This is a genomic window from Sphingomonas sp. Marseille-Q8236, from assembly GCF_965112005.1.
In genome coordinates this window covers 1,062,929-1,083,064 of the sequence record NZ_CBCOPO010000002.1, presented here as the reverse complement: position 1 = coordinate 1,083,064, position 20,136 = coordinate 1,062,929, and the positions used below count along the sequence as shown (strand labels likewise).

The following is a 20,136-nucleotide window of genomic DNA, read 5'->3' as shown; positions in this document are numbered from 1 at the left end:
GTTCAGATCGCGCGGGCGTAGATGGCGTCGTCGAACACGGCGGTCCCGACCTGGAAACGCCGCGCCCCCACGACTTGGAACCCTTCCCGCTCGTAAAAGGCGCGAGCAACATGATTGATGCCCAGCACCCCGAGCAGCATCCGACGCCGACCCAAAGCGCGCGCGTCATCGACAGCTTTTGCCATCAAGCCGTGGCCGAGCCCGGTGCCCCGAGCAGGCAGAAGCGTATAGATGCGACGCAGTTCGATATCGCGCGCATCGGTTTCGACGGGAAGATCTGGCGGGGTCAGCAGCGTGTAGCCGACCGGCGCGGCGCCATCACGATGTTCGGCAAGCGTCGCCACGCAGTCCGGATCGGCGATCCATTGCTCGAACCGGGTCGGCGAGCTGTTCCGCGAACAGTGGCGGATCATGTCGGGACCGGCGATGACCCCGACGAACGTCTCTAGGAAGGTCGCGGCCGCGACGAGCGACAAGACGGGCGCATCGCCCGCATCCGCCCGCCGCAGCCGCCATTCCATCAGCCGACGATTTCTTCCGGCTTGAAGAAATAGGCAATCTCGATCGCCGCATTCTCGTCCGAGTCCGAACCATGGACCGTGTTCGCCTCGATCGACTCCGCCAATTCCTTGCGGATCGTGCCCGGCTCGGCATTGGCGGGGTTGGTCGCGCCCATGATGTCACGGTTGCGCTGCATGGCGTTCTCGCCTTCCAGCACCTGCACGACGACCGGGCCCGAAATCATGAATTCGACCAGATCGTTGAAGAAGGGGCGCTCCTTATGGACCGCATAGAAGCCCTCGGCCTGCTCGCGGGTCATCTGGATACGCTTGGAAGCGACGACGCGCAGGCCGGCTTCCTCCAGCATCTTGGTGACGGCGCCGGTTAGGTTGCGACGGGTCGCATCGGGCTTGATGATCGAAAAGGTACGGTTCGCGGCCATGATGGTCACGCAGCTCCTGATAGGGGGTTGGCTGGAAGTGGCGTCGCCCTAATCGGGGCTTGGGCGCATTGCAACGCCTTATGCGGCGGTCGACGTCCCGGATGAGGCCCGTTCGGCCGATTTGGCAACCAAGCCATGCTAAAAAGCCGCCAGTCCCATTGGGATCGGCGGCTTTTCGGAAGGATCATGGTGGATCGGAAGCTGCTGCGTTTCAGCTATAATAGCTGGAATAGCGATTATAGTAGCGCATCTCGTCGCCTGCTCCGGCACGGCGCTGCACCTTGAGATCGACCATGGTCATCAGGATGCCGCCGATCCGCGCGTCCGCCATCGACAGATGGTCCAGCGCCAGCCGCACCGCCGGAGCGGGCGTCTTGCGCCAGCGTACCGCCAGCAACGCGACATCGGCCATCGAGGCGATAGCGCGCGAATCCGCGATCGCCAGAAGCGGTGCGGTGTCGAGGATGACCAGATCGAAGCGCTCGCGCAGTTGTTCGACCAGATGCTGCATCGCGCTGGAGGCGATCAGATCGTACGAGGTGTCGGCATTGGTCGGACGCTGCGGCAACAGGAAAGCGCCGCTTGCGCTGTCGCGGACCAGGACCTGATCCAGCGTCGCTTCACCACGCAGAAGGTCGGCGAGACCATATTGAATTGCCCCTTCCATCTGACGGCTGGTCGCCTGACGCCGAAGGTCGCAATCGACCAGGACGGTCGTGATGCCAGCCAACGCCGAAGAGCGAGCGAGCGAGAAGGAAGTCGAAGTCTTGCCCTCGCCCGGAAGCGCGGAGGAGATCGCGACGACCTTCACCGATTGCTCCTCGCGTCCGACCTTCAATGCGGTGCGGATCGAGCGATAGGCCTCGCTGAAGACGCTTCCGGGATGCTCGACCAAATGATGGCTGATCGTGGCAGGGGTAGGCGACTTGATCCGATGACGATCGAGCGTTCGAAGATCGGGGATCGAGGCCAGCACCGGCAGGCCCAGCGCGCGTTCGACCTGACGGCGGGTGGTGAAGCCGTTCTCCGCCATTTCCAGGCCGGCCAGGACAAGCGCCCCGGCGAGCAGCGCCGCCAACAAGCCGCCACCGCCATAGACGATCTTCTTCGGGCTATCGGGCTTTTGCGGCACAAACGCCCGCGCGATGATGTAAGCCGCGCTACGCTCGGTGCCCTGGCGGGCAATCGCCTGCTGATACCGCTCGAGCAGCGCTTCGTAGAGGCTCTTGAGCGTCGTCGCCTTGCGCTCCAGTTCGCCCAGGCGGACCGATGCGGCATTGCCCTGAAGCAACTGCCCCTTTTGTGCGCCGAGCGACGAGACGATCGAGGAAGTGCGGCGACGCGCGACATCGGCCTCGGCGGCCAGGCTCTGGCGGACTCGTGCGGTTTCCGATGCGATCTGGCGGCGCGTCTCACGCAGCTTCTCGTTGGTCTCGATCACCTGCGGATGGCGTTCGCCATAGCGTTCCGAAAGCGAGGCCTGTTGAGCGCTCAGCGCCGCTTCCTCGGTGCGCAACTGCTGTAGCACCGGCGAGGTCACCGCTGATCCTGCGCCGGCACTGCTCGCGCTGCGGGCGGTGTTCCGTGCCTCCGCTACGGCCTGCTGGGCCTGCGCATCGGCCAGTTGCTGGTTGAGCACCGCGATCGACTGCTGCGCGTTGGTGCTTTCATTCTGAATGTCGACGAGGTTGGTCGCCGCACGGAAACGGGCCACCTCGGTCTCGGCTCCCAGCAACTCGCCTCGCGCGCTGGCGATACGCGAGCTGAGCAGACCGATTTCCTTATTCCGCTCATCGCGCTTCTGTATTTGCTGACGGTTCAGATATTCGTCCATTACCGTGTTGACGATCTTCGCCGCCATGACGGGATCGGTCGACAGGAAGCTGACGTCGATGGCATAGGAGGTGCCGTCGCGCTTGGCGCTCAAACCGCCGGTCAATGCACCGATCGCATTATTGCGTGCCGTCGTCGGATCGACCGGATCGGTGCCGACGAAGTCCAGGTTCTTCGCCAGACCCAGGCGGTCCACGACGCGACCCAGCGTTTCGGGCGAGAGGATCTGCGTGACTTCCGTATCGACGGATGACGAATCGGTGGTCAGGGGTTGCAGGCGCTGGTCCTGCTGCGCATTGACGATTTCCTCGTTGGTGCGCTCGATACCAACCTGCCCTTCGGCACTGTAGCGCGGGGTGGCCAGCTTGTAGCTGACGGCGGTTAGCGCGAGAACGATGACCATCGTGATCGCGATGGGAATGATGCGCCGACGGACCGCGTTCATGACGGCGCCGATGTCGATTATCTTGGCCGAATCCTGTTCGACAGGCACCAGCGGGTTCATATTTTTGTCTCCGTCCCGACCATTTGACATCCTGCGCGGCGGTTAAAGCGTCCGATTGTGTACCGGTGACCTTCCCTCCGACGCAAGGCAATGCGCATCGTCCCCCGGAACGCCACCGATCCGCGATAGGACAATTGCGCTCGTACAGGTCGCACCGTCTTCGAGCAAATTATGCTGCACTGCAACTGTCCCATAACCGACAGTATTTGCGGGTTACGCGCCGGTCGATATAGGGTACCGCAACGATGGCGTTCCGTATTCCGCGGCGCGCCGGGCGATGAAGATCGCCCTTGCCATGGGAGGTTGCGAGATGGCTTTGAATGGCAAACCCGCTGATACCCGGTCGCGTCCACGAGTGCTCGCAGTCGCATCGCAAGGTGGCCATTGGGAGCAGATGATGTTGCTCCGCAGCATGCTCGACACCCATGCGACCCGCTTCGCGACGACGGAGGCCGAGCTTTTGGAGAAGGCGGGTATCAAGGACGGGATCGTCCTGCCCGACTGTAACCGCAACGAACCGTTGCAGAGCCTAAAGTGCCTGATCCGGTCCTTCACGACGGTTCTGTCGCTCCGTCCCGCCGTCATCATTTCGACCGGTGCGGCGCCGGGCTTTTTCTGCCTGCTCGCCGGCCGCCTGATTGGGGCGCGTACCGTATGGATCGACAGCGTCGCCAATGTCGAGCAACTGTCTAAAAGTGGGACATTGGCGCGATTTGTCGCGACGGAATGGCTGACCCAATGGGCGCATCTCGCCAAGCCCAACGGGCCGCATCATGCAGGAGCGGTTCTGTGATCTTCGTCACCGTCGGGACGCAGCTTCCCTTCGACCGGCTGATCGAGGCGATCGATGCCATCGCACCGTCGTTGAACGAACCGATTTTCGCACAGACCGGCAAATCGACCTATGTTCCCCGCAATATCGAGTGGAGCCCCCGCATCCGGCCGCTGGATGTCGATGCCTATTTCGCGAATGCGCGCGTGGTGGTGGCTCATGCCGGTATCGGCACGATACTGACGTGTCAGAGGGTCGGTCGCCCAGCCATCCTCTTTCCACGCCTTGCGGCGCATGGCGAGCATCGCAACGACCATCAGCTGGCCACAGTGTCCCAGCTTGAGGGGCGTCCAGGGCTTTATGTCGCACGAACCGCCGAAGACCTGCACGCGCTGCTGGCCCGCGATCTTGCTCCGCCGCCCGGCAACGACGTCGTCCCGCCCGGACGCCAGCAATTGATGCAACATCTCGACGCCATTATTCGCCATAGCGGAACGCGGTGATGGCGGACGGAGCGAAGGACATGGCCCTGACCCGGCGCGGTCTCCTGCTGAGTGGCGGTGCGGCGGCTCTTACCATCGGAATGCCGAGTGCGGCAGCCGATGACCTGAGCTTGCGCAACCTGACGCGCGGCATTCGCTTCGGTGCCGCCATCGACGCGGAGGATCTGCGCGACCCCGCGATGCGCGAGCTGTTTCGTCGCCATTGTTCATCGCTGACCCCGCGCAACGCGCTGAAATGGGTGGGAACGGAAAAGCAGCCGGGACAGGTCCAGTTCGTCGACGCGGACAAGATCGCGGCCTTCGCCAGGGAAATCGGCGCCGGGCTCTATGGTCATACGTTGATCTGGTACCGCGTTCCGAGCTGGGTCGATGCAATCACCGATCCGACCGAGCTTCGCAGCGCGATGAACCGGCACATCGATCAGACGGTCGGTCATTTCGCCGGGCAGGTCTATGCGTGGGACGTGGTCAACGAAGTCATGGAATATGACGCCGCACAGTGGCGGGCTTCGGTCTTCTACCGTCTCCTCGGCAAAGACCATGTGCGCGAGGCGTTCGAGCGGGCGCATCGTGCCGACCCCAAGGCCATTTTGGTGATCAACGAAACCCATCTAGAAAAGGCGGGTGCCAATTATGACGCGCGCCGTGCGATGATGCTGGACATTCTGCGCGAGCTTCGCGCGGCCAATGTGCCGATCCACGCGATCGGGCTCCAGGCGCATTTCCGTCCCGGCTTCGACCGCCTCGACGCTGCCGCGCTAACCGCATTCCTGCGCGAGATCAAAAAATTGGGATTGGGCACATATATCACCGAGATGGACGGGTCGTGCAAATTCGCGCACCGGCTGCCCACGCCGGATCTTGACGTCTATGGACGCACCTTTGCTGACCTCGTTCGAACGGTGTCCGCGTCGGGGACGCTGAAAGGGGTGACCACCTGGGGGCTGCGCGAGAAGTTCAGCAAGGCGGAGGCCGCGCAGGGTCATGGCTGCCGCGCCCGCGCCCTGCTGTACGATGAGAATATGATGCCCCTCCCCGCGCTCGATGCGCTGGCCGGGGCGTTGCGCTCGGCGGGATCAGGCCGATGAGTGGACCGCAGAACCATAATGGCAGTCGCGTAGCGATCTTCGTCGAACGCTTCCTCCCGCCCAGCCAGGCCTTCGTGCTGGCGCAGGCGCGCGGCTATGAGCGCTATTCACCGGAATTCCTCGTCGGACAGCGTATGGGCGAAGGACATGGCGGGGAAAGCGATCTGCCGGTCCATGCGATAGCGAACTCTCCGCTGATGAAGGCGGGCTCGCTTCTGTTGAAAATCCCACGGATCGCGGTGCCGGAGCTGTTTCCGCCACTGGCGCACGCCGACCTGATCCATGCTCATTTCGGCAAGAACGGCTATGTCCTTTCGCCGCTGGCGCGTGCCTTGGGCAAGCCGCTCGTGACGACTTTTCACGGCTTCGATGCCACCTATCGCGGTGATCCCAAGAAACCGGGCGGCTTCAACCAGATCCGCTTCTTTGCCAAAGGGCGGGCCCAGATGGCTCGGGCAGGCGGTTACCATATTGCCGTGTCCGACTTTATTCGCGATCGGCTGCTTGATCTGGGCTACCCTTCGACGTCGATCCATCGCCATTATATCGGCGTCGATCATGGGCTGTTCCGGCCCGATCCCCGCCCCCGCATTCCCGGTCGGGTGGTTTCGATCGCCCGCTTCGTGGAGTATAAGGGCTATCGCTACATGATCGATGCGCTGGCCCGCGTGGCCGCACAGGGTATTCCGGTCGACTATGTAATGATCGGCGACGGCCCCGAAGCCGCCGCGACGCTCGCACATGCGCGCGCCAGCCTGCCCCGCGTGACCCATCATCCGCGCCTCAGCCAAGAGGCGATCCGCGACGAACTGGGTCAGGCGCAGCTTTATCTGCATGGGAGCGTCACGCTGGACAATGGTCATGCCGAGGCATTCGGCATCGCCAATCTGGAAGCCCAGGCGGTGGGAACGCCCGTGGTTGCCTTTCGCTCGGGAGGCGTCGGCGAAGCCGTCGAGCAAGGACGTACAGGCCTGCTGGCAGAGGAGCGGGACGTGGCGGCGATGGCCGACGCGGTCGCCTCTCTGCTCTCCGATGGCGAGCGCTGGCGGTCTTTTCACGAGCGCGCGCCCGAATGGGTGGCCGAACGTTTCGACCTGATGGCACAGACGCGTCAGCTCGAAGACTATTATGACCGCGTCCTCGACGACTATCGGAGGAAATGACAGTGGCGCGCACCAGCGGAGCCAAGCCCAAATGGGGGCTCAATCGCCTCAAGAAGCTGCGTAACGTCTTCGTCGAGGCGAAGCGTTTTTGGTATGTCCGTTTCTGGGGAATGGACATTCATCCGACCGCGCAATTCTCGCTATCGGCGAAATTCGACCGGACGAACCCCAAGGGGCTGCATATTGGCGAGGAGAGCTATGTCGCGTTCGATGCGGCGATCCTGACCCACGACCTGACGCGTGGGCTGTATCTCGATACCTGGATCGGACGCCGCTGCTTCATTGGCGCTCGCAGCATCATCCTGCCGGGCATTCGCATCGGCGACGAATGCGTGATCGGATCGGGCTCGGTGGTGACCAAGGACGTACCGCCCAATTCGTTGGTCGCTGGCAATCCCGCGCGCGTCATTCGCAGCAACCTGCGTATCGTCGCCCGTTATGGACGGATCGGTGCCGACGATGTGCCCGTGCCGGATCAGCCGGAATGAATTTTCGTGTCGCGCGACATCGCTTCGCCATCGCGGTCACGGGTCCGCTTATGCTAATGCTGCATCGCGATATGGTTTCGAGGGCAAACGGGGAAGTAGGATGAAACTGTCGGTCCTCATCAACAATTACAATTACGCCAGGTATCTGCGCGCCTGCATCGACAGTGTCTTGTCGCAAAACGAGTTGGGGGCGGAGATCATCGTGGTCGATGACGGGTCGACCGACGACTCCCGTGCCGTAATTGCCAGCTATGGTGATGCGGTGACCCCGGTGTTCAAGCCCAATGGCGGTCAGGCCTCCAGCTTCAATGCCGGCTTTGCCGCCTCGACCGGCGACGTGCTGATGATGCTCGACGCGGACGATTTCTTCCTGCCCGGAAAGCTGGCCCGGATCGCGGACATCTATGCCCAGCGTCAGGTCGGCTGGTGCTTCGATCGCGTCACGAACGACGAGGCCGGGCTGGTGCCCGCCGAGATCGCGATCACGCCGATCGACAAGCGCGAGACGATGCGCGCGGGTGGCTTTCCTACCCTGCCCGTCCCTACCTCCGGCCTGACCTTCCATCGGTCGATCCTGTCGCAAATCCTGCCGATGCCGCTGGCCGACGACGTGGTGTTGAGCGACAATTACCTGAAGTTCGCGGCCGCCTATCTGGCGCCGGGCGTGCTCGTCGAGACCCCGCTCACCTACCAGCGGCTGCACGAAAGCAACCGCTACACCAACACCGATCGCGCCAAGTCGCTGAAGCCGCAGATCATGATGGCGACCGGCCTGCACCTCGCACGCCGCTTCGACGGGCTGGGCCGGATGGGCAAGAGCCTCGTCACCGGGGGTATCGCCGATGCACATCTCGGCATGACCGACACGCTGGCCGAGATCGATCGCGTCGCGCGCGAAGCACGGGGCATGGGGTGGACTCGTCAGAATCTGACGACGCAGGTGATTCGCAAGCGGATCACGGGCGCCGCCCGTTCGCTGCTCGGGCGATGACCGGCATGTCCGCTGACCGCGCGCCCATTCACATCACGCTGGGCGTTCTGACCTTCCGCCGTCCGGAGGGGATCGACAAGCTGCTTGGCGTCATGCGCAACCAGCATCGCGATCCGGCGCGGCCCTGGCAGCTCAGCATCGTCGTGGTGGACAATGATGCGTCGGGTAGCAGCCGGGATGCGGTGATGGCCCATGCCGGTCATCCCGAATATGACCTTCATTATGTCGTCGAGCCGCAGCAGGGCATTCCGATCGCTCGCAACCGGGCGATGGACAGCGCACCGGAAGGGACGGAGCTTTTCTGCTTCCTTGACGATGACGAATGGCCGGTCGATGGCTGGTTGGATTCGATGCTTCGTACCCGCGAGGCGACCGGCGCGGATTGCATATATGGTCCAATCGAGCCCGTCTTCGAAGGACCGGTGGACGACTGGCTGCGTCGCAGCCGTCTCTATGATCGCAAGCGTTATGCCGAAGGCGAAAGGTTGAATTTCGCGGCTTCGAACAACGTGATGTTTGATCTCGCCCGATTCCGTGAACTCGATCTACGCTTCGATGCGCGGATGCGTTTCACGGGCGGCAGTGATTATCTGTTCTTTAATCAGGCGTGGCGCCGGGGTGTCCGGATTCATTGGTCGGATCAGGCGCTGGTCTATGACATGTTCCCGGTCAATCGTCTGACGATGAAATGGCAGCGTCAGAGGCAGTATCGTCTTGGCAATACATTCGCCGTTGCGACCCGTATCGAGGGATCGGGTGCAGAGAAGGCGAAGCAGCTCGCCCGTGGGGTAGTGCGCATGGGACTGGGCGCCGCGATGTCGCCTGCGATGCTCGTCTCGCCTTATTGGGGTGGGCGCGCCATGGTCCACCTTCTGCGCGGGGCCGGGCTTACCATGGGCATATTGGGCCATTCCTATCAGGAATATGCCCCGTCGAAGCTGAAGAAATAGGCCCTATCTTGAGCGGGGGCGGTAACGCCGCCCCCTAAATTGCGTCGAAACGACCATATCCGAGACGTGCGGGGGGCATAAAAGCTTCGGACGTCACCGTCGAGAGTTACGCCAGCCGTCCTCCAGCGTAGTCCTTACCGGACTTGCGCATAGCGTGAAGCGACGGCCTTGCAGGCCCGCCCTAACCCGCGATCGTCAGTAAGCGTTGCGGTGGAGCAGGACCTGGAACGTCTGCAGCACGATGCGAATATCGCGCCAGATCGACCAATGCTCCAGATATTCGAGGTCGGCCTGCAGGCGATTGCGGAGATCGTCCTCGATCAGGGTCGCGCCGCGATAGCCGCGAACCTGCGCCAAGCCGGTGAGGCCGGGCTTGACCGAATGGCGTTGCCAATAGCGACCGTCGACTTCCCAGAACAGTTTCTCGGCCGCGCGCGAACCCAGCGCATGCGGGCGCGGCCCGACGATGCTCATATCACCCTTCAGCACATTGATGATCTGGGGGAGCTCGTCCATGCTGGTCATGCGAATGAACCGGCCGACACGCGTAATGCGGTCGTCGTCGCGCGAGGCGGAGCGATGCCCTGCGCCGTCGCTGCCCTCGACATACATGCTGCGGAACTTCAGGATGTGGAACATCTCGTTCCCCCACCCGATACGCACTTGGCGGAATAGGATGGGCCCTGCGCTGTCGAGGCGAACCGCCAGCGCGATCAGCCCCAGGACTGGCGCGAGCAGGAACAGCGCCAGTCCCGAGACCGCGATATCGAACATCCGCTTCAGAAAGCGATCGAACAGGCCGAGGGGACCGACCGCGACGATCATGGTCGGCGTGTCGGCGCAAGTGGAGATGCCGAGTGGCGCGAGCTGACTTAGCTCGGGCACGAAGATCTCGCTCTGCACACCTGTGCCCTTGAGAGCATTTGCCCAGGCGATCCGGGTATCGGGCGCGCAGGCCACCACGACACGATCCGCGCTGGCGACCAGCCGTGCGAGACGGTCGTACATGATCGGGTCATGAAGATTGGGGTCGAAGCGGTCACCCGTCTCGACCACCTGTGCGAAGTCACCCTGCGGGATTGGCGAACGGCCATCATGGAGCAGCATGACGGTGAAAGGGTTACCGCCGATGACCTGTGCCATATTCCGGACGAACGCATAGCGGGCGGAGGCGATCAGGACCGTCCCGATCAGCGCGCCCAAGGCGATGACAACGCGGGGAAAATCTTCACTTGCCTGAAAAACGAACGCGACCAGGATGACCGCGCATACCGCCATCAGCAACGCCTTCGTACCTTGCGATGCAGCATGACGAGGGATGGTCAGGTTTTCCTGATCATAGGCCCGGATGGAAAAGGATGTCAGGAAGTAAGCTGACAATAATGTCACAATCGCTAGGGTCCAACGGGTGTGTCCCAGCATGACAAACCGAAAATAGGCGGCACCAGCAAAACCTGCGGCAACGCAGGTTAAATCTATCAGGATCAGGGCAATGAGCGCCCTAAAGCGCAAAATAGAAGCTGGAATACTCAAGCGCCTTACCTTTTGTATCGGCGCCTTGCTATGGAATCTTCCCATATCCATGTTAGCCGACCTGCCCTGATTTCTTTGGTTGAGACAGAATGTAGCGTCTGTGCCGCTTGCGGAACAGATATTTTGCATCGCAACAGCGTCTCACCGTGGAATAGGTACGAAAGGCTGAATTTTTGGCAACGTGCCGTTCATCCAGCGTCCACCAAGGGCAGGACGCCCGCGCCGTCACGGTTAAAGTGCAAAAGTCAAGATTGCATCGCACTGCAGCATCAATTATTTTTCGGCGCGATGGGACAGGACACCGACGCTTCGCCACCAAAGTCCCGCACTTGGGCAAATCGCCTGTCTTTCCTGTCATGAATGGGGTTGTCGTGGATCGACCGGGGCGGCTAGTCGCAGAGACGTACCGGTCCCGATCGGGCTCCTCCCACTGCTATGGGGTTTGAAGAATGAAGATCGCTGTTTTCGGCCTCGGCTATGTGGGCATGTCCAATGCCGTTCTTCTGGCGCAACACAACCAAGTCGTGGCGGTCGATATTTCGGAGGAACGAGTCGCTCAGGTCAATGCGCGCACCTCGCCGATCATCGATACCGAGTTGGAGGAGTTCCTCGCCAACCGCACGCTGGATCTGTCCGCGACGACCGATGCCGCAGAGGCGCTGGCGGATGCCCGATATGTCATCGTCGCGACGCCGACCAACTATGATGTCGAGACCAACAAGTTCAATACGGGTTCCGTGGAGACGGTGATTGCGCTGGCCAAGGCCCATGCGCCCGATGCCACGGTCGTCGTCAAGTCGACCATTCCGGTCGGGTTCGTTGACGACGTTCGCGCGCGGCTCGGTACCGACCAGGTGATCTTCAGCCCGGAATTTCTTCGCGAAGGCCGTGCACTGTACGACAATCTCCACCCGTCGCGTGTGATCGTTGGTGAACGCTCGGAACGCGCGCGTATCTTCGCGGACCTTTTGATCCAGGGCGCGGAGAAAAAGGATGCGCCGGTGCTGTTCACCGACGCGCGCGAGGCGGAGGCGATCAAGCTGTTCGCCAATACGTATCTCGCGATGCGGGTCGCCTTCTTCAACGAGCTGGACAGCTATGCGATCGCGGGCGGCATGGATACGCGCCAGATCATCGAGGGCATCGGCCTGGATCCCCGGGTCGGCACGCATTACAACAATCCGAGCTTCGGTTATGGTGGCTATTGCCTGCCTAAGGACACCAAGCAGCTGCTCGCCAACTATTCCGAAGTGCCGCAGAACCTGATCCGCGCAATCGTCGACGCCAACCGCACCCGCAAGGACTTCCTGGCCGATCAGATCATCGCGCGCGGCCCCCGCAAAATGGGCGTGTATCGCCTGACTATGAAGGCGGGGTCGGACAATTTCCGCCAGTCGTCTATCCAGGGTATCATGAAGCGGGTGAAGGCCAAGGGTATCGAGGTCATCGTCTATGAGCCCGCTCTGGAGGAAGATCAGTTCTTCGGCTCGCGCGTGCTGCGTGACCTGGAGGCGTTCAAGGCGGAATGCGACGTCATCATCGCGAACCGCAATGCCCCCGAACTGGCCGATTGCGCTGAAAAGCTGTTCACTCGGGACATCTTCGGTTCCGACTGACCTGGTCGCCCAGGCGTGACGGGATAGCGGTTCGGTCTTCGCAGGAAGGCCGAACCGTTTTCGTATTTTCGTCCCCGCCCCCGCGGCTGTGAATCCGAAACGCGAGTCCGCCGTCCAATTGCTCCCTCTGCACGGTTGATTTGCCGCGTATGAACGATATGAGACGTTGCAACATGTCATGGCGCGATAGGCCGCTATTGGCTGTATCGCATTGTCTGGAGTTCTCATGTCCGCTGCCCGTCTTCGCCGCCATATGTCTGTTTTCGGATTTGCCATGGCGTGGTGCGCCATTCCGGCGCTCGCCGACGCGAAGGAAACGGATGCGCGCGACGATGCCGAGACGCGCACCGACATCGTGGTGCTCGGTACGCGGAGCACGATCGATCGTACCCTGTCGTCCGATCCCGCGACAGAGCGCATGTCCCAGTCCAGCCGCTCGCTCGAGCAGGATGTGCTGCAAGCCGCTGGAACCTATCGCCTGAGCGACGCGCTGGAACTGGTCAGCGGGTTCAGCCAGCAGAATAATCGTGGTGGGGTGCTCGACAATTTCGCGATACGCGGGTTTCTGGGCACACCCGATGGCGGCGCGGAATTCTATGTCGATGGCTTCGTTGCCAATCGAGGCATGGCCCCTCCCCGTGACCCGGCGACCGTGGAACGGATCGAGGTGTTGAAAGGGCCGGCCGGCGCTGTTTTCGGGGACATCGATCCGGGTGGGCGCGTCAACATCGTGTCCAAGGTGCCGCGCTTCACACCGTCCGCTCGTGCTACCGTCACCTATGGCTCGTTCGACACCCGGCGCGCGGAGATCGACGCCACCGGCCCCCTGTCACAAACCGTCGCCGCTCGCATCGTCTTCGCGGCGGAGGATAGCGACGGTTGGCGTGACACGGTGGAGCTTCGCCGGCGGGTGGTGTCGCCATCATTGACCTGGCGTCCCAGCGACGCGGTGCGGCTGACCTATCTGGCGGAGTTCATGCAGTTCGACACGCCTTTCGATCGGGGCATCCCGGCGGTCGGCGACGATGCGAACGCCCTGCCCCGGTCCAACTATTATGGCGAGCCTTCCAACGGCCTCACCCGCTTCCGCAACGAGCGTCACCAGTTGACGGGCTTGGCGCAACTGGGTGACGGATGGACGCTCAATGGCGGGTTGGTGTGGCGTACCGGTTCGCTCAAGGGGTTCTCGGCGGACCAGTCGCGGATCGTGGGGACGCAGGTCTGGCGGCAACGTCGCTCGCGCGATTTCGTGATCGACGATCTCTCCGCGCGGCTGGAACTGGCCGGGCAGATCGGACGTCATCAGGTCAGCCTGGGGCTCAAGGGTTACCGCATGACCTATGGCGAGCGGTGGATGCGCCGCAACCCGTCAGCGGCCTTCCCCTATGCCGTTGATTTATATGATCCGTTATCGGGCTATGGCGGGTCCGCCGCCCCGCTCCTGCCCTTTACCAACAATGACGAGAACCGCTGGGCGGGCACGATCTATGCCCAGGATATGTGGGCGGTCACGGACCGGCTGACGCTGGTCGGGGGGGCGCGCATCGATCCCTATCGGCAAAAGATCGTCAACAACCGGACAGGCGGTGTCGGGGAGATCGTCGAGCAGCCGGTGAAGTTCCGAGCCGGTGCACGTTATGCAGCGACCGATCACATTTCGGTCCATGCCAATTGGGGCGAATCGTTCCTCCTCAACTCGGGTACCGGCCGCACCGGCGAGGGGTTCCAGCCCGAAGAGGCGCGCGGATATGAGGTCGGGCTTGCCGGGCGCTGGAACGGCTTCGACTTGGGATTGACCTGGTTCAATATCTCCAAGGCCAATATCCTGACGACCGACCCCGTCGATCCCGGCTTCAATGCGCCCGTTGGCCAGTTGAACAGTCGGGGCGTCGAGGCAGATGCGTCGCTCCGCCTGGGGCGGCGGTGGCAAGTGGTGGCCAATTACGCCTGGGTCGATGCCCGCAATGACGACAAGAGCTTTGCAACGCCCGCCGTCTTGGGTGTGCCCGAACATTCGGGTACCGTTCTTGTCGTACATCGCCTGCCCCTCGCCGGGCGTGAGTGGCAGCTAAGCGCTGGCGTCGCTTATGTTGGGGATCGTGCCGGATCCCTCGACGCCCGCCCGTTGGTCCTGCCCGATTATATCAAAGCCAAGGCGGCGATCGAGGCACCCGTGACCGATACTTTGCGCTTCCGGTTGGAGGCCGATAACCTGTTCGATGCGCGCTATGCGGCAAGTTCCTATAGCCGTTTATGGATTTACCCCGGTGCACTTCGGACGGTGCGGGCTTCCTTGCGCTTTGAAATTTAAATCCCAAATGGATCGCCGCTCTCCGAACGGAGAGCGGCGATGGAGCCTTTACGCCGGCTGGTGAACCGGCGGCAGGCGCAGCCGCATCGGCTGCGACAGCCAGCCGATGACGATCCCGCGCATTGGCTGCCAAAAGGCCGAGAGGGACAGAAGCGCGGAGCCGATGACGAAAGCCGTAAAGGCCGCGCCCAGTTCGACCGCACCGGCACTGAGGAACAGGGAATAGAGGGCGTAGAGCACATAAACGAGGCTGGAGACCAGCAAGGCACGCCGGTCCACTGCCAGCGCGATCCCTGCGAACAGCAGGTACAGCGCAAGGACGATCACCCCCGTGCCCGCGCCGATGTCGCTATTGAATACGCCCAATAGCTGAAAGATCGGGTGTGCGATCATCGGCGCGGCGGCCAGATGCAGCCAAAAGGCGACGTCGGCCCGACGGGTCTCTCGCCGGGGATCGGACATGTCCCAATGCATCGCCAGAGAGAATACCCCGATGCCGCACAACAACAGGATCGGCCAGACGCCCTGTTTCATGTCCGGGAAAGCCGCCATCAGCAAGCCGATCGCTACCACGACCAGCGCCGCCGCCCCCGCCGCGACCGTGATCGGGACCATGAAATGATGCCAATGCAGCCAAGCCGACCCGGCCGAGATCAAACCGATACCCGCGGCCGCCAGCGCACCCGCCGTGCCGTCGATATGGGGCCAGACCGTGTCGATCAGGCCGATCAGCCCACCTGCCACGCCACCGACAAATGCAAGCAGCAACAGGATGCTCGGCAAGGCCATCCGCCGCCGTTCGGTAAAATAAAAGGCCAGCATCCACGCCGCCGCAGCGATGAATGCCCCGCCCAGTCCATGGCTGATCCGAAAGCCGATCTGTCCCAGGGCCGCGAGCAGCAACGCGATCGCGATCGACACGAATATATCGTTGAAGCCGGTGAGCAGCCGGAAATGCTCCTCGTCTACGGTCGGTGCGGCGTGAACCGTGGCGACATGTCGCCGCAGCGCGGCTGCGGCATCGGGGGAAATGGCCCCCGCCGCCACGGCACCGTCAATGTCGCTCTCGCTATACATGGACGTTCTCCCTGTTGAGGAATCGGATGATCGCGCATGTGTATTATTTAGTCAATACACGCTGCCGATGTAGCTTCCGCTTATGCCTGGCCCGCAGGATGCGTGACCTTTAATTCATGCAACCGGAACGCTGCCCAACAGCTTGAGTTGACACGAATTGACTCCGGCCAAGGGACAGAGACCCATGAAGACCACTGGCAACACGATCCTGATGACCGGCGGCGGAAGCGGTATTGGGGAAGCACTGGCCCATCGGTTCCATGATCGCGGCGACACCGTCATCATCGCCGGCCGCCGCCAGGACGATCTGGACCGCGCCGCCGCCGGGCGCGATCGTATCCATACGGTTGTGCTCGACGTCGAGGATGTCGGCGCAGTGGACGCTTTCGCCGAGCGGATCGTCCGCGACTTTCCGGCGCTGAATGTACTGTTCAACAATGCCGGCATCATGAAGTTCGAGGATTTGACGCAGCGGCGCGATCTGGCTGACGCCGAGGCCACACTGGCGATCAACATCCTGGGCCCCATACGCCTGACCAATGCCCTGATCGATCACCTGACCCATGTCCCCGACGCGGCCATTGTCAACGTGACGTCGGGGCTCGCCTTCGTTCCCCTGGTCGCCGCCCCCACCTATTCGGCGAGTAAGGCCGCGATCCATTCCTATACCGTGTCGTTGCGGACGCAGTTGGCCGGCAAGGTAGAGATCATCGAACTCGCGCCACCGGGCGTGCGGACCGACCTGACACCAGGACAGTCCAATCGACCGGGATATATGCCATTGGAGGCGTTCGCCGATGCCGTTGCGGCGCAATTTGCGCTGCAGCCCACACCGTCCGAAATCCTGGTCGATGAGGTGCAGTTCCTCCGTCAGGCGGAGCGGGAGGGACGGTTCGACACGACGCTGAAGACCCTGACCGAGCGCGCGGCTCAGCAGCGCGAGGCGGGCAACCGGTGAACTGGATGAGGCGGCGTGGATACGATCGACTGGCCGACCGATGCGGCACCAACTGCCTTGCAGCGGCATCGTGAATAGATCGGCCGAAAGATTGCCTGCCGCCGCCAGCGGAGACCAGCCAAGAACGACGCCGGACGGACGCTATATCGTCGTTCGAGGGCGACTGTGGCGCAGGAGCAATCCTCATCTCGACGCGAGCGAACGACAAAGCTTGGTCGATACGCTGATGCAGGCGCGGCGCTCCGTCCAGAAGGCGTTGCGCAGTGGGGACGATGTGGAACTCCGCCTCGCGCGGTTGCAGGTTCAGGCTGCTAAGGTTGCACTGGGCGAACGCGGCCCGGTCTGGTGGACAGATGGCAGCCCTGACCTCAACCGGCGAATGGCTCGGAATACCGGCTATGCCGAATGGTATGCGGCATTGGAGGAGGAGCGATGAACGTGTTCCTGGATTTCGAGGCCTCATCCCTTTCGGATCGAAGCTACCCGATCGAGGTCGCCTGGATATTCGAAGACGGCCGGTCCGAAAGCCATTTGATCGCTCCTGCCCCCGGCTGGGACGATTGGGACGATGCGGCCGAACATATTCATGGTCTCTCCCGAGACCTTCTCGTCGGCGAGGGCGTCTCGCACGAGGTGGTGGCACAGCGCATGGTGGAAGAATTGTCGCCTCACGCGCTGTTCGCCAGTGCGCCCTCTTGGGACGGTAAATGGTTGAGCCTGTTGCTACGGACGGCGGGGCTGCCGCGCCACGCTTTGCGGCTTCGGGATACGGATGTCGCGCTTCGAGAGAGTGCGGCGCTTATCCTCCGTGATGCATGTCCTCCGGATCGGGTCGAGGCCCTGATCGATGAACTCGTCGCTTGGGCAAACGCGACCAAGGACAAATCGCCCGCTCATCGGGCTCTTGCTGACGCGACAGAGGAGTTGGCTGTCTGGCAGAGGTTGCGGGACCGTGCTTCGTCGGTCTGCCGAGCGGCTCGTCCATGAGGCGTTCGGGCGTTCGCGCAGGCGTGACGGCATTGCTGGCGGTATTGGCGGCGAGTTGTTCGCCGCTGACGACCTTCGACGCCCTTGTGCCAAAGGATCGGGGCGGCATCCGGGTGGCGAAGGATGTCGCTTATGGCCCCGATCTGCGGCAGCGGCTCGATGTCTACGTTCCCCGTGTCCCAGCACAAGGTCGACGCCCCGTGGTCGTGTTCTTCTATGGTGGGAGTTGGAACAGCGGCACGCGTGCGGGCTACGCCTTTGTCGGCCGCGCGCTCGCCGCCCAGGGGTTCATGACCATCATCCCGGATTACCGGCTCGTACCGGCTGTCGAATATCCGTCCTTCGTTCAGGATGGAGCGGCGGCGGTGCGCTGGTCCGCCACCCATGCCGGGAACTATGGGGGCAATGGTCGCTCGATCGTCTTGATGGGCCATTCGGCCGGCGCGTACATCGCTGCGATGTTGGCCGTGGACCCGCGTTGGCTGGGCGACACGCGAGCCGTCGTGAAGGGATTGGTCGGGCTCGCCGGCCCCTATGATTTTGCGCCATTCAATGTGGATGCGAGCCGGGCGGCCTTCGGTCGTTTCCCCAAGCCCGCCGAAACGCAGCCAGTGACCTGGGCCGGAGCGGGAGATCCGCCTGCCCTTTTGCTCTACGGGGCGGACGACAAGGTCGTAGAGCCCCGGAACAGCCTGGCGCTCGCCGCGAAACTTCGTGACGAGGGTGTCGCGGCCGAGCTTCGATCCTATCCAAAACTGGGTCATGTGGGCATCCTGCTGGCCCTCTCACGACCGTTTCGTGGGCGTGCTTCGGTATTGCAGGAGGTGACCGGTTTCGTTCGTCGGGTAACGCATTGATCCGTCGCATGGAATGGCGCCCGAACGAAGGGCGCATCACTGCCCCCCGGATCATCCCCAGCTTGGCAGCGTTATGTGATGGTCATGATGTTCGAGGTGAGCGATGGCCGACCGCATCTTGGTCTTCTACGGTTCCTATCGATCGGATCGACAGGGCATACGTTTGGCCAACTATCTCGTCCGATCCTTTGCGGAGCGGGGCGCCGACGTCGCGTTGATCGATGCACAGGCCATCGGCTTGCCGATGCTAGACCGAATGTACAAGGAGTATCCGGCCGGAGAGGCCCCTTTGGCGATGGAGCGGCTCGCCAGCCAGATTCGAGACGCTGACGCCTTCGTCTTCGTGACGGGCGAATATAATTGGGGCCAACAGCCGGGCCTGAAGAACCTGACCGATCATTTCCTGGAGGAATGGTTCTGGCGACCCGCCGCCATCGCGAGCTACTCGGCCGGGCGGCTGGCCGGTGCCCATGCCAGTGTCGCATGGCATGGTAGCTTGTCCGAGATGGGCATGGTCGTCATCTCGACTACGCTGGCGGTGGGGGGGATCGGCCAGGCGCTCGATGCGGATGGTCAGCCGATCGGAGACGGCGGCCAGGCACTGGCGCGCACCTTTCCGCGTTTCGCCAACGACCTGGCATGGTGGACATCCGCCGCGCGCGAACAGCGGGCTCGTGCCACGCCCCCCTATTGACGCGTTGCGCCCTGCTAGCCCAAGCGGCAGGTAATTCAGGCAGTTAGGGGGTGATCATGCGAAGAACAGTGACGGTGTTGTTGGGCATCATGGGTGTTGCGGCGGCTGCCCCCGCTCTTGCCGAGGACGACGAGCCCCGCTTCTGTCCCACCCGGCCCAGCATTGGCGGCTCAAGCTGCACCACCGAGCTTGGCCGCGTCCATGTCGAGGTCTCGACCCTGGAATGGCAACGCGACGATCAATCCGACCCGCGTGACGATCGGATCATCACGGCGGATATTTTGACCCGCGTCGGGATCGGCAAGAATACCGAGTTGCAATTCGACTGGGTCGGTTACGGCCGCGACCGCATGCGAGACAAGACGGATGGCAGCGTCGATACCGTCACCGGTACCGGCGACATGACATTCGCGATCCGCCAGCATCTGGCCGGGCAGAAGGGCAAGGCCTTCTCGGCGGGCGTGCAGGCATTCTTCACCGCCCCGACAGGGCGCTATCCTGTCGGCGAAGGCACCTGGTCGACGGGCGTCATCGTCCCCGTCCAATATGAACTGACCGAAAAGCTTGCGATCGCGCTGACCGGAGAGGCCGATGCTGCGGCCAATGAATCCGGCATGGGCCGTCATCTGGCCTATAGCGAGATTACTGGCCTGCGATACAAGTTCACCGAGAAGGTCACCGCCACCGCCGAATTATCGCTGGAGCGGGAGGACGAACCCGACCAGCATGAGACCATGGCGCTTGCCGCGCTATCCGCCGCATGGCGGCCGACAAAGGTCATGCAACTCGACATTCTCGCTGTTGCTGGACTCAATCACGCGTCACCGGGCTTGCGTCTCGTGACCGGTGGCGCGTTGCTCTTCTGAT

At 62.6% G+C, this 20,136-nt stretch carries 20 protein-coding genes; 15 read left to right on the top strand and 5 right to left on the bottom strand.

Going from position 1 to position 20,136, the window contains the following annotated elements:
• Positions 1 to 2: 2 nt before the first annotated feature.
• From ACWPWT_RS17470 to ACWPWT_RS17460, 3 genes are all read right to left on the bottom strand, one after another.
• Complete coding sequence (locus ACWPWT_RS17470; protein WP_454280751.1) at positions 3 to 521, bottom strand: GNAT family N-acetyltransferase; 519 nt, start codon at positions 519 to 521, stop codon at positions 3 to 5.
• Positions 521 to 943, bottom strand: a complete 423-nt coding sequence (gene ndk / locus ACWPWT_RS17465) for a nucleoside-diphosphate kinase (RefSeq protein WP_042482585.1) — start codon at positions 941 to 943, stop codon at positions 521 to 523. Before ndk ends, ACWPWT_RS17470 begins: the two co-directional genes overlap by 1 nt.
• A gap of 211 nt (positions 944 to 1,154) precedes the next feature.
• The gene (locus ACWPWT_RS17460) at positions 1,155 to 3,281 is read right to left on the bottom strand and encodes a GumC family protein (RefSeq protein WP_454280750.1); all 2,127 of its coding nucleotides are present in this window, start codon (positions 3,279 to 3,281) and stop codon (positions 1,155 to 1,157) included.
• Between the two features lie 397 nt (positions 3,282 to 3,678).
• On the opposite strand from ACWPWT_RS17460, the gene ACWPWT_RS17455 reads away from it, so the two are divergent.
• From ACWPWT_RS17455 to ACWPWT_RS17425, 7 genes are all read left to right on the top strand, one after another.
• Positions 3,679 to 4,074 (top strand): glucuronosyltransferase, encoded by a 396-nt coding sequence (locus ACWPWT_RS17455; RefSeq protein WP_454280749.1) that lies wholly within the window; start codon positions 3,679 to 3,681, stop codon positions 4,072 to 4,074.
• Positions 4,071 to 4,556 carry a glycosyltransferase gene (locus tag ACWPWT_RS17450; RefSeq protein ID WP_454280748.1) on the top strand — a complete coding sequence of 162 codons (486 nt, stop codon included), beginning with the start codon at positions 4,071 to 4,073 and terminating at the stop codon, positions 4,554 to 4,556. The genes ACWPWT_RS17455 and ACWPWT_RS17450 overlap by 4 nt, the downstream gene beginning before the upstream one ends.
• Complete coding sequence (locus tag ACWPWT_RS17445; protein ID WP_454280747.1) at positions 4,556 to 5,644, top strand: endo-1,4-beta-xylanase; 1,089 nt, start codon at positions 4,556 to 4,558, stop codon at positions 5,642 to 5,644. Before ACWPWT_RS17450 ends, ACWPWT_RS17445 begins: the two co-directional genes overlap by 1 nt.
• Positions 5,641 to 6,807, top strand: coding sequence for a glycosyltransferase (locus ACWPWT_RS17440; protein WP_454280746.1), 1,167 nt, complete (start codon positions 5,641 to 5,643; stop codon positions 6,805 to 6,807). The genes ACWPWT_RS17445 and ACWPWT_RS17440 overlap by 4 nt, the downstream gene beginning before the upstream one ends.
• A gap of 2 nt (positions 6,808 to 6,809) precedes the next feature.
• Positions 6,810 to 7,295: an acyltransferase gene (locus ACWPWT_RS17435; RefSeq protein WP_454280745.1), complete on the top strand. Its 486-nt coding sequence runs from the start codon at positions 6,810 to 6,812 to the stop codon at positions 7,293 to 7,295.
• A 100-nt stretch (positions 7,296 to 7,395) separates the two neighbouring features.
• Positions 7,396 to 8,286 (top strand): glycosyltransferase family 2 protein, encoded by an 891-nt coding sequence (locus tag ACWPWT_RS17430; RefSeq protein WP_454280744.1) that lies wholly within the window; start codon positions 7,396 to 7,398, stop codon positions 8,284 to 8,286.
• A gap of 5 nt (positions 8,287 to 8,291) precedes the next feature.
• Positions 8,292 to 9,236 (top strand): glycosyltransferase family 2 protein, encoded by a 945-nt coding sequence (locus ACWPWT_RS17425; RefSeq protein WP_454280743.1) that lies wholly within the window; start codon positions 8,292 to 8,294, stop codon positions 9,234 to 9,236.
• A 195-nt stretch (positions 9,237 to 9,431) separates the two neighbouring features.
• On the opposite strand, the gene ACWPWT_RS17420 is transcribed toward ACWPWT_RS17425, so the two are convergent.
• The gene (locus ACWPWT_RS17420) at positions 9,432 to 10,820 is read right to left on the bottom strand and encodes an exopolysaccharide biosynthesis polyprenyl glycosylphosphotransferase (protein ID WP_454280742.1); all 1,389 of its coding nucleotides are present in this window, start codon (positions 10,818 to 10,820) and stop codon (positions 9,432 to 9,434) included.
• Between the two features lie 398 nt (positions 10,821 to 11,218).
• Between ACWPWT_RS17420 and ACWPWT_RS17415 the strand changes: the two genes are divergently transcribed.
• Both ACWPWT_RS17415 and ACWPWT_RS17410 read left to right on the top strand, forming a co-directional pair.
• Positions 11,219 to 12,385: a nucleotide sugar dehydrogenase gene (locus tag ACWPWT_RS17415; RefSeq protein WP_454280741.1), complete on the top strand. Its 1,167-nt coding sequence runs from the start codon at positions 11,219 to 11,221 to the stop codon at positions 12,383 to 12,385.
• A gap of 253 nt (positions 12,386 to 12,638) precedes the next feature.
• Positions 12,639 to 14,696, top strand: a complete 2,058-nt coding sequence (locus ACWPWT_RS17410) for a TonB-dependent receptor (RefSeq protein ID WP_454280740.1) — start codon at positions 12,639 to 12,641, stop codon at positions 14,694 to 14,696.
• A gap of 48 nt (positions 14,697 to 14,744) precedes the next feature.
• On the opposite strand, the gene ACWPWT_RS17405 is transcribed toward ACWPWT_RS17410, so the two are convergent.
• Positions 14,745 to 15,773: a hypothetical protein gene (locus ACWPWT_RS17405; RefSeq protein WP_454280739.1), complete on the bottom strand. Its 1,029-nt coding sequence runs from the start codon at positions 15,771 to 15,773 to the stop codon at positions 14,745 to 14,747.
• A 184-nt stretch (positions 15,774 to 15,957) separates the two neighbouring features.
• Between ACWPWT_RS17405 and ACWPWT_RS17400 the strand changes: the two genes are divergently transcribed.
• The 6 genes from ACWPWT_RS17400 to ACWPWT_RS17375 all read left to right on the top strand — a co-directional run bounded on the left by ACWPWT_RS17400 (position 15,958) and on the right by ACWPWT_RS17375 (position 20,135).
• Positions 15,958 to 16,731 carry an SDR family oxidoreductase gene (locus ACWPWT_RS17400; protein ID WP_454280738.1) on the top strand — a complete coding sequence of 258 codons (774 nt, stop codon included), beginning with the start codon at positions 15,958 to 15,960 and terminating at the stop codon, positions 16,729 to 16,731.
• 211 nt (positions 16,732 to 16,942) lie between these two features.
• Positions 16,943 to 17,167, top strand: coding sequence for a hypothetical protein (locus tag ACWPWT_RS17395; RefSeq protein WP_454280737.1), 225 nt, complete (start codon positions 16,943 to 16,945; stop codon positions 17,165 to 17,167).
• Positions 17,164 to 17,718, top strand: coding sequence for a 3'-5' exonuclease (locus tag ACWPWT_RS17390; RefSeq protein ID WP_454280736.1), 555 nt, complete (start codon positions 17,164 to 17,166; stop codon positions 17,716 to 17,718). Before ACWPWT_RS17395 ends, ACWPWT_RS17390 begins: the two co-directional genes overlap by 4 nt.
• Positions 17,715 to 18,575: an alpha/beta hydrolase gene (locus ACWPWT_RS17385; RefSeq protein ID WP_454280735.1), complete on the top strand. Its 861-nt coding sequence runs from the start codon at positions 17,715 to 17,717 to the stop codon at positions 18,573 to 18,575. Before ACWPWT_RS17390 ends, ACWPWT_RS17385 begins: the two co-directional genes overlap by 4 nt.
• A 103-nt stretch (positions 18,576 to 18,678) precedes the next feature.
• The gene (locus ACWPWT_RS17380; RefSeq protein ID WP_454280734.1) at positions 18,679 to 19,269 is read left to right on the top strand and encodes an NADPH-dependent FMN reductase; all 591 of its coding nucleotides are present in this window, start codon (positions 18,679 to 18,681) and stop codon (positions 19,267 to 19,269) included.
• A gap of 56 nt (positions 19,270 to 19,325) precedes the next feature.
• The gene (locus tag ACWPWT_RS17375) at positions 19,326 to 20,135 is read left to right on the top strand and encodes a transporter (RefSeq protein ID WP_454280733.1); all 810 of its coding nucleotides are present in this window, start codon (positions 19,326 to 19,328) and stop codon (positions 20,133 to 20,135) included.
• Position 20,136 lies beyond the last annotated feature (1 nt).